Below are 14,252 nucleotides of genomic sequence, written 5' to 3' on the forward strand. Positions count from 1 at the left end.
ATCCTCGCCCACGAGTCATCCGGTCGCGTCATGAGGCCGTCGCTCTCAACGGGCAACACTTGGTGACGGTTGGCTGTCCCTCAGCTCAAGGCCAGTATAGACATGGAGTCCCACCACCGCAATCTGCCGATAATGTCACGGTATCTGGGGATGATGGAGTCGTGGCCGACACCCAGCCCTGACAAACGGAGATCTGGTTCATGCACCTGCGCCTGCTAGGTAAACGTCCCGTAGTCGTCTGGTGGGTTCTGACGCTGTTGGCAACTTGCGCCTCAACTCTGAGCGTAAAGGCACAGGATTCGGTTTCCCCCGCAATCGCGAGCCAACCTGCGGCCGACGTGGCGTCGCCCGCGACAGATGAGGTGGACAATCCGGTTCTCAGCCCAGCAACGGTGACGCCGAGGGCTGATGTGGCCTCTGAGACACATGGTGTGTCGCCGCTTCCGGCGATTCCGCTTCCATTCTCCGAGACCGGCGAAGCGGCGGCGTCGCCTGCGGCCGCACAGCCTGACCCTGCTCCGTCATCCAACTCCTCGTTGGCTTCCCCCGAAGCGACGGACGAGCCGGCTAAGACAGAAACACCTGCCGTTCCCACCTCGACACCGGAGCCGCCCCCAACACCGGACCATGAAGAGAAGCACGAGTCGGTAGCCGGGCCGCATGACAAGCACGAAACCGATACTCCGCACGAGACGATGGGCAAGCATGAGGCGGCAGCACACGGTGCGCACGGCGAAGGCGCGGCAGGCGCGCACTACTCGCCTCCGCTTTGGGCGGTGGCTCCGTTTGTGATTCTGTTGTTGTGCATTGCCATTCTGCCGCTGATCCACCGTGTCGAACATTGGTGGCACCACAACAAGAACAAGTTCATCATCGCCGCCGCATTGGCCATCGTAACCCTGCTCTACTACCTGCTCCGAAGCGTGGGTTTCCATGCCGACCCGGGCTTGCCCTCGGTCAAGATGGTCTTGCAGCATGCTGTTCTGGATGAGTACATTCCATTCATCATCCTGCTGTTCTGCCTGTATACGATCAGTGGCGGCATCCAGCTCCGCGGCGACCTGCGGGCCAGACCGGCAACCAATGCAGCCTTTCTGGGGTTGGGCGCGGTCCTCGCGAGCTTCATCGGAACCACGGGTGCATCGATGTTGCTCATCCGGCCCCTGTTGCAGATCAATCAGGAGCGTAAGCACGTCCGCCACACGGTGATCTTCTTCATCTTCCTGGTCAGCAACATTGGCGGCAGTCTGCTTCCGACGGGCGATCCGCCTCTGTTCCTCGGTTACCTGTTTGGTGTGCCCTTCCTTTGGACACTGAACCTCTGGAAAGCCTGGCTCTTCGCCGTCTGCGTATTGCTGGTCGTATATTGGATCTGGGATACGCTGGCGTATCGCCGCGAGACCGTTGAAGATCGCATGCTGGATGCCACGCAGATCGAACCGTTGCGAATCCGTGGTTCGCTGAATTTCCTGTGGCTTCTTTGCGTTGTGCTGGCGGTGGCCGTCATGGTCCCCGGCAAGGAATTGCCGGGCACAAGTTTCGCCGTGCCCGATTTTCTCCGCGAAGCGGTGATGCTTGCGTTCGTGGGCCTGGCTTGGATGACGACGTCGCCGCAGATCCGCAAGGAAAACAACTTCGATTTCTGCGCCATCACCGAGGTGGCCGTGCTGTTCATCGGCATTTTCATCACGATGCAGGTTCCAATCGAAATCCTCAACGCCAAGGGGCCCGAGCTCGGCCTGACCAAGCCGTGGCAGTTCTTCTGGGCGACGGGCACTCTGTCCAGCTTCCTCGACAATGCGCCGACCTATGTGGTCTACTTCAAGACCGCTGGAACCCTGGCGCCCGAAGGGATGGCCATGATGGGCGATGTCGATACGTTCCTCAAGACCATCCCGATTCCGCTGCTGGTCGGCATCTCGCTCGGCGCCGTCTTCATGGGCGCCAACACCTACATCGGCAACGGCCCGAACTTCATGGTCAAGAGCATTGCCGAGCAGTCGGGCATCAAAATGCCAAGTTTCTTCGGCTACATGCTCTACAGTATCGTGATTCTCATTCCGCTTTTCCTGCTGATCACGGTGATCTTCCTCATGTGAGAGGGTTCAGCGATCGGGAATCGGCCGGCAAGGACGGGTCGAACCGGTTTTGCGCGATGACGATAGCCTGGGCAAACAGGATTGGGGTCTGCGCCGTTCGTGATCGACAATCGTCCATTTGCCGCGTCCCCGATGAGCAAGACCGAGCCGAGCAAGGCGCGATGCGTGACGTGGCTTTTCGATGGTATCCGGCGGAGACCTATTCGTATCCGGCCCGCTTAACATCGCTGAGTTCGTAGAACAGCTCGACATAACTGGCATAGCGGGACTCGTCGATCTCGCCGCTTTTCACAGCGGCCTTGATCTCGCACCCCTCCTCGTGAATGTGGACGCAGTTGGGGAACTTGCAGTTGGCGATACGATCGACGAATTCGACGAAGTGCATTTCGAGTTCGTTGATCGGCACCATGGCCACGTCCAAGGCCCTGATACCCGGCGTGTCAACCACCGCGCCGCCGAAGCTGAGCTTGAGCCGCACTGCGGTTGTGGTCGTGTGGCGTCCCTTCTCGCTGGCGAGCGAAACGGGAGCTGTCTTGAGGTTGAGACCCGGTTCGAGCGCATTGATCAGTGAACTCTTGCCGACGCCGCTCTGACCCGCCAGAAGGGTCACCTTTCCCGTCAATAGCGAACGCAACTCGTCCAGGCCCGTACCTTCGACGGCGCTTGTGGCTACGGCGGCATAACCCAACCTTCGATAACGGGTCAGCACTTCCGCAGTCTCGTCTTCGGGATCGGGGTCGAGGTCTACCTTGTTTACACAGATGGCCGCAGGGAGGTTGCCCGCGTGCGCCGCCACCAGATAGCGGTCGATCAGGTGCGGTTTGATCATCGGCTCGCGAATCGAGGTGATCACCAGAACCTGATCGACGTTGGCGGCGATCATATGGGTTTTCTTGCCGTCGCACCGGCTCAGGGCCGTTCGACGCGGGTACACGTGTTCGATCACGCCTTCGTTCACCACCCCCGCCTCGTCGGCCACGATAGAGATGGCCACCTCGTCGCCGACCACCACGGGGCTTCGGTTCCGGATCAGCAGCGTCCGCAGGACGCGGCGAACGGTGCACGGCCAGATTCGGCCATCGACATCCACGTCGACGAACTGCCCGCGAACCGCGACTGCGATTCCCTTAAGCCAACTGCCCTCGCCGCGACTCTGATCCTGGTCGATCTCGACAACCGTCCGCTTTCTGGACAGGTCGCCCTTGGCCTTGACTGCCTCCCGACTGAAAACTTCTGTTCCTTGGTCATCGTCCGTGGGTATTTCCCAGCGCTTGCGGCGCGCGGGTGTCTGTCGATTTCGTCGAAAGTCGACCCGCCGCAGTCTTCGACCTTTGCCTGACGACTCTCCGCCCACAATGGATCTCCAAGATCGCTCCAGAGGCGGCACTTCCCGAGAAGCAGGGTACCAGCCTCGCGGAAGATTCTAACACCGTTTGGACCTGAACGTGTAGGCGGAAATCCGGTTTTTAGTCTGCGGATACCTTGCGTCGCGACCCCTGGAGGGCTACACTCGCTGTTTTCGGGGGAGCAGCCCTCAAGGCGCCCCCCAAAGTTGACTGCTGGCTATCCAACAGCTCGCGCCAAGCGGTTGTGAAATGAGAGGTAGGTATCCGTGGCAGAGAACTTTGCCGACCGTCTTTTGAAGGCCATCAAGGCCAAGGGCAGCCCCACCTGTATTGGGATCGATCCGGTCTATTCCAAGCTCCCGGCCGAGATCTCGGAAAACAAGGAGCTTAACGACGCCACCGACTCGGAGGTAGCCCTGGATGCGATTCTGGAGTACTGCCGGCGGTTGGTGAGAATCGTCAGCCCGCTGGTGGCTGCGGTGAAGATCAATATCGCCTTTTTTGAGCGATACTATGCTGACGGCGTGGATGCGTATTTCGATTTGGTCCAGGAGGCGGATCGAGCCGGCCTTATCGTGATTGGCGACTGCAAACGCGGAGACATCGGCTCGACCGCCGAGATGTATGCCGCCGCCATGCTGGCCGAACCCGATTTCGCCAACCTTGAAGACCTGACCGGGCCGGACGCCATCACAGTCAGCCCCTATTTCGGCCTCGACGGGCTCCAGCCGTTCATCAACGTAGCCCGCGAGGAGCAAAAAGGGGTCTTTGTGCTGGTTCGGACGAGCAACCCATCGGCTGCCGAGTTGCAGACTGCCAGGCTCGAAAGCGGCATGACCGTGGCCGAGTTTGTCGCCCGGCAAGTCGAGAGTTGGGCTTCCGATCCGACTCTGGTAGGTGAATGCGGCTACAGTGCAATCGGTGCGGTTGTTGGCGCGACGGCCCGGGACGAAATCGCGACGTTTCGAGCCATGATGCCGCATTGCATCTTCCTGGTTCCCGGATTCGGCGCTCAGGGCGGCACCGCCTCTGATATCGGTGCCTGCTTCAAACCGGATGGCACGGGGGCTCTGGTGACCGCCTCCCGAAGCGTTATCTATGCCTACGACGACATGAAATACCTTGAGCGATTCACCTCCGAATGGGAAAAATGCATCGAGCAGGCCTGCAAGGACTTCGTCGCCGAGGTGCGCAACGTAGTGCCGAGGTAAGTGTAAGTTGTCGATTGAAGACCCCTTGCCGGTCGAGGACTCCGGTCTACCTAGAACCGCCTCTGTCGGGTACGTTAAGGGGCAAGGCAGGCGACCTTTCATGCCCTCCGCCGACCGCAGGAAACGCGGCCGAAAAGCTGCCTTGGTGTCCAGACAGGTCTCCTCCATCAGCCCGGCAGACCCGTGAGACTCGAGAGTGCGGTAGGTGTAGCGGGGGAACGCCGGTTAGCAAAACGTCGCCCGGCTGCGTATCCGGGCAAGGACAAACGGGAAACCTCGGTGAAGGGCGGTTGAGATGGCTCACTATCATCAAGCATCCTCCTGTCTGCCGACCCGATTGCCGGCATGTGCGATGCTTCTCGTCGTGCTTGTCCTAGGCACTCTCTGCTCAGCAGACGCGCACCGGTTTGTGATCGTGTCCGACCTGCACCCCACGCATGCAATCATCGACCAACTAGATCGACTGACCCGGGAGGTGCTGGAGATCCGCCCGGCCTTCGTGGTGCAGCTCGGCGATGTGGGCAACGACAGCTTTCCCGGCGAGAGCGTATGGCAGATGAAGGTCATCGACGCCGCGTTCAGGAGGTGGCGCGAGGCCGGCATCGAGATCCACGTTGCGGTCGGCAATCATGACGTGCCCGCCGACAAGCCTGGCGTTGCGGTGCTCAAGAGGAACTGGTTTGCCTCTCAGCTTCCACCCTATCCCATGAACGCACAACTGGATGCCGACAAACATCCCGAGATCTGGAAGCGCTACTGCCTCGAAGGCAAGCACTACTACGCTTTCACCTGGCGCGGCGTGCATTTCGTGATCATGGACTCGGAAAACATCACCGATCACCAGTTGGCCTGGCTGGAAGCGGTACTCTGCCGTCATGAAGGGAATCCGTCGCGGTATCCGACACTGGTCTTTGCGCATGATCCGCATGTCATGACCGGTGATCGAGGGCACATCAGCCGGCCGCTGTACCGCATACTGGAGAAATGTCCGGATGGTCACTGCGTCCAAGCCGTGTTCGGCGGCGACTTTCACTACGCGCAGTATTGGCCCCCCGAAGAGAATCTAGGCGCGCACGTTTATGCGGTTCCAGCCTCGGTGCTCAACTTCGCCATTCATCATCCCCAGGAACCGGCGTACACGGAGTACATCATCGCGACGGTGACCGAAGATGAGATTGCTTTCGAGCCGAAACCCATCGGGCGTGGTGTCAACATATTCAAGGACAGGGTGTCTTATCATCCGATCGCGCGCCGCCGTGCCGATTGAGACCAAAGACCGCTGGTGCGGTATTGCGCGGTGTCGCAGTGAATGAATCCGAGCAGCCTATTGAGTTCGATTGATCGGTTCATGAGCATCATCCCATTCATGGCCGCATCATGCACATCGACAAGAGACAACCAGCAGGGGGATGTCGCCTTGGCAGACGAATGCAATGCTGCTGATGGCCGGATCCTCATCGATTGGTCGGCCGCAGGCGGGGCGGGGCATGAGCGAGGGGGCATCGGAGTCCATGGAGGACATCACGACAGGCGAGCGAACCAGGAAGGGCGGCTGCATATACGCACCGTGCTGAGAGCGGCCGAGGAAGGAGTGCGTATTGCCGTACAAGACGTTGTTCGGATGTGATGCAGAGAATGGGTTTTTAGTCCCTTCCGTCGCAACTGGCGCGCATGTTTCTCGATCGCAGAGCACTTGGGTTGCGGCCCGCAAAAAGGCGGTCCGCCTTAGCTAACGTAATCCCAAAGCGGCCTTTGGCCGCAACCAAATTGAAAAATCAGCGAGTACCCTACACATCCCCTTCGGACGGGTATTGACGTGACGGCTCGAAATCTGCCCGCTGCTCCGAGACTCGCACGCGCGTCGTTGTGTCGTGCGCATTGATTTGCGGGCCACTGGCAAGACACATCCCGTCCGATCTCAACGCCGCGATATCAAACGATTACGAAGAAGGCCAAATCATCTTCGCCGGCTGCATCTTGGCAACCTTTGTCTGACGGCACTCGGCGGGAATGCTCCATACCACTACACCATGAAGCCTCCGAGGCCCCAAAACGTGCGCGCAAAATGTACAGGAGTTCCGGAGTAAGGGACGATTGTCACCGGGAGCTTCAAACCCCGATATCTCGCAAGCTGGCGATTTCATCTTTCGCAACTGGCAATCATACGCCCTGGAGAGACCCGGTTGTCTCCAATTCCCAATCCCGGCACATTAAAGCGTATCAGAAAGAGCCTGGTGTTTGGTGTCCTTCCGGCAAGCCTGCATGAATCGTGATGCCTCTGATATCGTCCGCGGCCAGTGCGAGCGTGCACGGAGGACGGCGGATGAGAACCGGAACGACGCCATCGCCCGCGATCGAGACTTCTCGTCGGAGCAGCGGCCGGCCTTTCATCAGGCCAAGAGCGGCCCGGTCATGGAGCAGTTCCGGACTTGGTGCATGCGGCAGTTCGAGGACCGGCTGGTGGAACCCAACTCGGCCCCCGGCCAGGCCATCTCCCACCTGCGGCGACCGTTTCGCCCGACTACGACCTGGCCCCGGCCCTGGAGCATTGCCGATGCGGCATCGTCAACTTCTACAGCCGCGAAGACTGGTTCGATGCCGGGGTGCTGACTAAAACCTTCGGTACCATGGATCGAAAGGAGACTTCCACGGCCGGAAGGCGAGGATTCCTCGACGCGGGCGGCACACTCTGCGTCCGCGACGGCCTGAATCAAGCCGCCTGGACGCCCCAGTGGCGAAAGCTCGGGCACTGGGGTGGCCACCTCGGCTATGAGTCGCGAACCTGGGCCCCGGAGGTCCTCGCGCCGCTCATCCCCTCGGCTTCTGGACCACCAACAGGGCAGATCGAAGGTGCTACAGCACGGAGTGCTCACGCAACGATTCCAGATTATCCGAGCTGAACATCACCTCATGTTCATCACGATCCGATGCTGTCCGTCGAGCGTGGCCGGTATCACAGGTTCGTGTGGTTGACCGTCCAGCGCGAAGGAAGCGATACGAGTGCCGGAGTTGCGTATGGTGACATCCAGGGTCATGTCGCGATACTTGACTCCCGTCAGCTGCAAAGTCTCAAATCGCGGCGGGACGGTCGGTTGAAAACACAGTTCGTCCGGCTGGAAACGCATGCCGAACAGGTCGTAGTAGATCATCCGCAGGTAGCCGGTGGCACTCCAGGTCTGATGCGGCTCGCCGGCCCACAGGCGAACCTTGCCGCGGTCGACCTGCAAGCCGCCATAGGGCTCGCCGGTGATCGGATGGTAGATCTCCTTGAATTCGCGGTGGCGGTCGGCCATGTCGGCCAAGGCGGTCAATTCCTTGTCGAACAGATCCAACCGACCGTGCATCGCGGCCGCCGACGCCCAGAAGCCCTGGATAAACGGCCAGACGGTGCCGTTATGCCGGCCGAAGGTCATGCCGTCCGGACTGGCAAACCACGGGAACACCGGCCAGACGCAGGGAATACCGTATGGCGCGACATATTGATTGTCGAGCACGGCCCGGGCCTGTTCGGGCGACGCGATACCGAAGAGAATCGCGAAGGCGTGGCCGAGGCCCTCCATGTACTGCTCGCAACGTCCGGTGGGATCGGTGAAGTAGGCGTAGCAGCCTTTCTCGGGCAGCCAGAGGTGCCGATTGATTGCTCCCCCGACCGCATCGCCCTGAGTCCGCAACGACTCGTTGACCTGCGCGTCGAGACCGAGCCGCCGCCCCATCAGGTCGGCGATCCAATACGCGTTGGCATAAAGGCAATTAGTGCTCAGGGCCTTCATGCGGATCTTGCCGACTTCCGGGTGAGCAGCCGGCCAGTCGAGAATGCCCGATGATCCGCCAGCGTCGTTGTACGGTTCCGGATACGCGGCCACACCGTCGCCGTAGCTGGCGGGACCCTGAAAGAGCCCCATTTCGGGATCGAGCTCGGTCTCTTCGAAGTACCGCAGCGAGTTGACCGTCGCCGCGTGGGCCAGTTCGAGGAACTCATGGTCGCCGGTGACGCAGTAGTAGTGCCACGCGCCCGTGGTCCAAGCGATAGCATCCCAGTACTGCCCGCCGATGCGAACCAGGCCGTCATCTTCGATCAGCGTGCTGATCAGCGTGTTCCGGGCGGCCTCAGGCGTCAGGAGGGCGGCTGCGTTCCACACATTGAACGCGCAGTCGCGTGTCCACGGCGACTTGTAGGTCTGGCCGGCCATGATCGAAGGCGCCGGCTCGTCGAGCAGGCCGTCTTTCCATGGCTTGATGTTGCGGCAGAGCGTCTCGACGGCCAGATCGTGGCAGCGGTCGAAAACGCTGATTCCGGACTCAAGATGTACGTTCGGCTTGGTCATGGGATACGGCGTAAGCAGCGTGCCAGTCCTTATCTCTTTTTGCGACAAAAACCTACGACTATGAGGCCGTGGAGGTCGACATGTCGATGCCTTCGCCATATCCTCAGAACATGTCGTGCACGAACGTCGGCAAGGTCAGCCTCAACTGAAAACGAGTTGGCACGACGACTTCTTTGCCATTCGCAAGACGAAGCGTGTTCCACCATCAGGGTTTCCCGGCACCGGTATCAATCACTTTGACCGATCCGTCCGGCAGCAGCCCGACCTGGTAGCGGTATCCCTGCCCGCGGGGGTTGTCTGCCAGTGGGTTGGGAAGCTGGCAGTCCTCCCAGTGCAGATACGCGGCAATAATGCCTAGACCGTACAGCGTCGTGTACTGCAAACCGACGTTAGACGGGTCTCCGCGCGCGATTAGGGTTCGCCCATCGGGTAGCACCCAGGACTCATAGTCCTTGGCCAGCGACTCCAGAACTTCAAGAAGCTCATCGTACCGGTAATCGGACACTTCCAGACAATAAGCAGTCACTTCGGCCGCGTTCCGCGGAACGCAGGAATTGGCCCCGTGCTTGTACCAGTCGCCGTTGCGGGAATGCTCGATCATGGCGTCGGCCAATTCGCGGGTGTGCGGCACGTGCATGCCCATCTTGAAATACAGGCGCCCGATGACCTTGAGTGTTCCGCCGATGCGTCGCATCAGTTCCGCGGATGGCGGCCCCCAAAGCCCGTCGTCCGGATCCTGGTGCGAGAGGATCTGCTGAACGCCCTTTTCCAGATCCGGGATCAGTTCGACCTGGCCGCTGTTGATTGCTTCGAAGATCTCAACGGCCTGGAAACCGGTGTGCGAGCCGACACCCCAGCCGCCATTCTGCCAGTCAGGATCCTCGCGGCTTCGTTCCAGGAAGACGCGAGTCTCGATCTTCTTGTCGGTCCCCGTGGTGGTCCACTTGTACAGCGGCTCACCGCCAAGCTGACCGATGAGACCCACGACGTATTTCTCGTTGACCTGCCGCTTGGGGTCACGGGGGTCCTTGAAGCGCCCGGTGGCCGGATCCTGCCAGCTTTGCCAGAACTTGAGGGCTTTGGTGCGAGCGGCGTCATCGAGCGGGCCGACTTTATCATAAAGGTTGTATTGCCTGACGAGACCGGCAAAGGTACACGACCCCATCTCGTCATACGGATAACCCTGGTCAGGAACAGTCTTGGCCAAGCCCCAGACCTCGCCGTCCTTGTACAGATGTTTCTCGATGAGAATGTCGGCGAGCCGGTCCGGGATGGCGTTGAAGCGAGCAGGCGTCCGGCCAGGCGTTTGCTTGCGCACGCGTTCAAGAATCCGGCGATTGCGTAAGGTCGTTTCCGCCGGCCGTGTTCGGGCAGACGGTTCGCTCGTCGGGGCGGCTATTCCAGATGCCACGACGACGAGCAGGATCACCAGACCGCAGCACCGTCCGACCGTCATATCTAACAGGCACATTGTTGATCCTGACTATCGTCCGGTCCTCCGAAGTTGCTCAACGGGTGGGCCAGTACTCCGATTCGGTTCTGGCAGTTTTCAGATAATCCTCGATGCGGGCCAGAATCTCCGGGTGTTCCGCCGCGATGTTGTTCGTTTCGCCGACGTCGCTCTTGAGGTTATAGAGTTCGATCTTTCCGCTATTGTGCTTGATCGCCTTCCAGTCGCCCATTCGGACGGCCTGGACCAGGTTGGCCTGATTGAACTCCCAGTACATGAAGTCGTGCTGCTTCTGCGACTCGCTCAACAGGGCCGGAAGCATTGAAATCCCGTCGATGTTCTTCGGCGGCGAGATTCCGGCGACCTCGGCCGCGGTGGGCAAGAAATCCCACATTGCCCAGACCTGGTCGCTGACCGCGCCGGCTTTGATCTTTCCCGGCCAGCGGGCAATCATCGGCACGCGAATGCCGCCTTCATACAACTGCCCTTTTGTTCCACGCAGCGGACCATTGCTGCTGAAATGCCTGAGCGTGCCGCCGCCGTCTGGCGCGCCGTTATCGCTACAGAAAAAGACCAGCGTCCTGTCGTCCAGCTTCAGGTCTTTGAGCAGTTTCATCAGCTTGCCGATGTCGGCGTCCTGGCGCGTGATCATGGCCGCGTAGTTCTTGCACGGTTGCGGCCAGTCCCTGTCTGAGTACGGCGCATCGCTCGGGACCTCGAGCTTGCCGTGGGGAATCGTGTAGGCCAGATAAAGGAAGAAAGGTTTGTCCTTGTTGCGTTCGACGAAGGACAGGGCTTCCTGCGTGAACAAGTCGTGAGAGTACTGCTTGCCCTGGCCGTTGACGTTACCCTCCAGCGTGTATTTCTCCTCGTTCCTCCACAGGTAATCGGGATAGTAGCTGTGCGCATGCGCCTGGTTCAGATAACCGAACCAATAATCGAACCCTTGCTTGTTGGGCACGCCGGTCGTCTCGGGTTCACCGAGGCCCCACTTGCCGACGACACCGGTCGAATAGCCGGCCTTTTTCAGCAGTTCGGCGACGGTGAAGTCCTCCGGACGCAGGGGCACGCGCTCGAGGATCGAACTCTTGTTATCGCGCACCCACGCATGTCCGGTGTGCAGGCCGGTCATCAGACAGCAACGAGCCGGGGCGCATACGGTGCAGCCGGAATAGAACTGGGTGAATCGCATCCCTTCTGCCGCCAGTTGGTCGATGTTGGGCGTCCTGATGAGCTTCTGGCCGTAACAGCCAAGGTCGCCGTAGCCCATGTCGTCGGCCATGACATAGATGATGTTCGGTGTTTGAGCTCCGACAACCGTGGACGCGCAAATCGCAAGAGCCAGGAACGGGATCAGGAGTCGCATACGTCACCTCTGCCATGCTTGGCATCTTCGCAGGACCGCGGGAATCTTCGACCTCAGGACGGACAACCATCTTACCTCGAGACTTCAGCCGAGTCAGCCCCCTAGCCGCTCGCAATCATCCCGCAGAGATCTCGCGGATACCGGGCAGCCGAGACTGATTGTCAGGTCATTGAAACAGGGGGCAGGAGCCCCCGTGCTTGGCGTGGTAATCCTGATGATACTCTTCGGCCTCGTAAAAAGGACCAGCCGGCTCGATGGTGGTAGCGATTCTCTTCCCACGAAACCGGTCCTTGGCAGCCTGCTCCTCGATAAACGCCTTGGCTTGCTTGAGCTGCTCGTCATCGGCGGCGAAAATCGCGGAGCGATACTGCGAACCGACGTCCGGGCCCTGGCGGTTGAGCTGCGTGGGGTCGTGGAACTTGAAGAACCATTCGAGGAGCTGCCGATAGGTCACCTGTGCCGGGTCAAAAGTGACGCGGACGGTCTCGGCATGACCCGTGCGGCCGGAGCACACCTGCTTGTACGTTGGGTTGACTGCCTTGCCGCCCTGATATCCCGAGACGGCATCGGCGACGCCGGGCACCTGCTGGAACCGGTCTTCAATTCCCCAGAAACAGCCGCCCGCGAAGTAGGCTGTCTCAAGCTTGAGCGGACGCGATTCCGGCGGAAGCTCCTTACCGGCAGGATAAAACCTCAGCGAGACGGAATTCAGACAATGGCGAAGTCCCGTAGGCGGGGGACCATCCTCGAAAACGTGCCCGAGGTGCGAGCCGCATCTGGCGCAGAGCGTCTCCGTGCGGACCATGCCGTGGCTGATGTCTCGCTGATGTCGAATATGATCCGGGTCGAACGGCCGATAGAAGCTCGGCCAGCCGGTGCCGGATTCGAACTTGCTGTCGGACGAATACAACGGCAGGCCGCACAGTCGGCACACGTACGTGCCTTTTTCCTTGTTGTTCAATAAGTGTCCGCAAAACGGCGCCTCGGTACCTTTTTCGAGCAAAACCCGCCGCTCTGCTGGTTCGAGACCCTTCGCAAGTTCCTGGATTCTTTCATGGGTCAACGGCCGAATGTCATAACCGCTTCGTGAGATCATGCGTTGTTTGACTCCACCGGCAGGACGGGTTGCTAACGATTGCTTTTCCGAGCGCCGGCTGCTTTGACCTGCGACTTCCATGACCAGAAGCGCGCAGCCCGCGACAGCCAGCAGGACGATTGCAGGAAGACCGAAAGTTCGCATACTGTGCCCCCGCGAAAAGGGTCTTATGGGCGGGCCGGGCCATCGCCGCTTTCGCCAGGAGCCCGTCTCCCGGTGCCATGATGCACTTACGGCCCTTAATTCTAGGACTTGTTGCCTGCCAAGGCCCGTTCAAATCGGTCGTTGGCTGCATTGGCAACCGATGAAATCACCCCCCGCTCCGAGTACGCATCGATTCCGGGCGCCCGGTCACATTCAGAACACCCTTTGCACGGCCGTCGAGTCTGCCCGGTGACTAACGAACCCGGCGGGATGCCGTTTGCTGCTGCGGTTCGATTCCGTTTTCCAGGCCCTGGGATTTCGGTTTGAAGCCGCCAGACGGCGGCTTCGGGTTCCGTACCGGCGCCGGCGGCACGGACACGGGTTCCCCCAGAGCAAGATCGATCTTCATCGCGGGCGTTCTCAACACCCACCATCGGCGTAACCGAAGCACCGGCCGAACAATCGGCTGGTAGAGCAGAATCTTGTACGACTTCCGGCAAAGATAGTAAGCGCCCATCAGCATCGACATGCAGATCCTGCGATCCAGGCAACGCCGCACGAACCGGTTGGTGACCAGGCCGATGAAACGGTGAGTCAGCCACGGCGGTGCGCCGAGGTTACGCAGATGCAGCACCAGCCGCAGCATGATGGCCAGATAGTCCAGCTTGAAGACATGCACGCTTCCTGTGTAAGTGCGGTGGTACGCCTCCTCGTGGCGGGCTCCGATAATGCCGTCGCTCCTGGCTCGTTCATAAAGCGGTGAACCAGGGAAGAGGGCCAACGGAAAGATGCGCAGGGCCGCAGCCTTTCGGTGATGATCGGCCACAAACCGCATTGTTTCAATGATGTTGGCATCGCTTTCGTAGGGGTTATTGACGATATAGTGATACTCGGCCGGAAGTCGATATCGATGCAGCAGGTCCATTGCCATCGCGATGCGATCGACCGGTGTGCGGCGGTGGTAGATGTTGTACAGGGTATCACAGCTGCCGCTTTGGATCCCCATACTCACCAGGGCGATCGGCATCCGTGACAAGACAGCGATCTTGTCCTCGGTGACCAGTTCCGGATGGGCGTCGACTTCCAGCGGACGTCCGACGCGGCGCGTGTATCCGTCGGCAAACGCCGCAATCTCTTCGGCCGGTCGAACAAAGAAAAGGGCATCCACGATGTTGACTGCGCTGATGCCCGGGAAACGGCGGCACATTTCTTCGA

10 protein-coding genes are annotated in these 14,252 nt (G+C 60.1%); 4 read left to right on the top strand and 6 right to left on the bottom strand.

The window, feature by feature from the left end:
• Positions 1 to 200: 200 nt before the first annotated feature.
• Positions 201 to 2,099, top strand: a complete 1,899-nt coding sequence (locus PLL20_15150; protein HPD31328.1) for a sodium:proton antiporter — start codon at positions 201 to 203, stop codon at positions 2,097 to 2,099.
• 199 nt (positions 2,100 to 2,298) lie between these two features.
• Here the strand turns inward: PLL20_15150 and rsgA are convergent, their stop codons facing one another.
• On the bottom strand, positions 2,299 to 3,453 hold the full coding sequence (gene rsgA / locus PLL20_15155) for a ribosome small subunit-dependent GTPase A (protein HPD31329.1): 1,155 nt from the start codon (positions 3,451 to 3,453) through the stop codon (positions 2,299 to 2,301).
• Between the two features lie 258 nt (positions 3,454 to 3,711).
• Here rsgA and pyrF point away from each other — a divergent pair, with 258 nt between their 5' ends.
• The 3 genes from pyrF to PLL20_15170 all read left to right on the top strand — a co-directional run bounded on the left by pyrF (position 3,712) and on the right by PLL20_15170 (position 7,556).
• Positions 3,712 to 4,656, top strand: a complete 945-nt coding sequence (gene pyrF, locus PLL20_15160; GenBank protein HPD31330.1) for an orotidine-5'-phosphate decarboxylase — start codon at positions 3,712 to 3,714, stop codon at positions 4,654 to 4,656.
• 295 nt (positions 4,657 to 4,951) lie between these two features.
• Positions 4,952 to 5,923 (top strand): metallophosphoesterase, encoded by a 972-nt coding sequence (locus PLL20_15165; protein ID HPD31331.1) that lies wholly within the window; start codon positions 4,952 to 4,954, stop codon positions 5,921 to 5,923.
• Positions 5,924 to 7,085: 1,162 nt separating this feature from the next.
• Positions 7,086 to 7,556, top strand: coding sequence for a hypothetical protein (locus PLL20_15170; protein ID HPD31332.1), 471 nt, complete (start codon positions 7,086 to 7,088; stop codon positions 7,554 to 7,556).
• Between the two features lie 3 nt (positions 7,557 to 7,559).
• Here the strand turns inward: PLL20_15170 and PLL20_15175 are convergent, their stop codons facing one another.
• The 5 genes from PLL20_15175 to PLL20_15195 all read right to left on the bottom strand — a co-directional run.
• On the bottom strand, positions 7,560 to 8,981 hold the full coding sequence (locus tag PLL20_15175; GenBank protein ID HPD31333.1) for a hypothetical protein: 1,422 nt from the start codon (positions 8,979 to 8,981) through the stop codon (positions 7,560 to 7,562).
• A 205-nt stretch (positions 8,982 to 9,186) separates the two neighbouring features.
• Complete coding sequence (locus tag PLL20_15180) at positions 9,187 to 10,452, bottom strand: hypothetical protein (protein HPD31334.1); 1,266 nt, start codon at positions 10,450 to 10,452, stop codon at positions 9,187 to 9,189.
• 37 nt (positions 10,453 to 10,489) lie between these two features.
• Positions 10,490 to 11,797: an arylsulfatase gene (locus PLL20_15185; protein HPD31335.1), complete on the bottom strand. Its 1,308-nt coding sequence runs from the start codon at positions 11,795 to 11,797 to the stop codon at positions 10,490 to 10,492.
• Positions 11,798 to 11,963: 166 nt separating this feature from the next.
• The gene (locus PLL20_15190; protein HPD31336.1) at positions 11,964 to 12,893 is read right to left on the bottom strand and encodes a bifunctional methionine sulfoxide reductase B/A protein; all 930 of its coding nucleotides are present in this window, start codon (positions 12,891 to 12,893) and stop codon (positions 11,964 to 11,966) included.
• A gap of 397 nt (positions 12,894 to 13,290) precedes the next feature.
• The coding region (locus PLL20_15195) for a hypothetical protein (GenBank protein ID HPD31337.1) at positions 13,291 to 14,252 on the bottom strand (962 nt) is incomplete at its 5' end.

This window comes from Phycisphaerae bacterium, assembly GCA_035384605.1.
GTDB lineage: Bacteria > Planctomycetota > Phycisphaerae > UBA1845 > PWPN01 > JAUCQB01.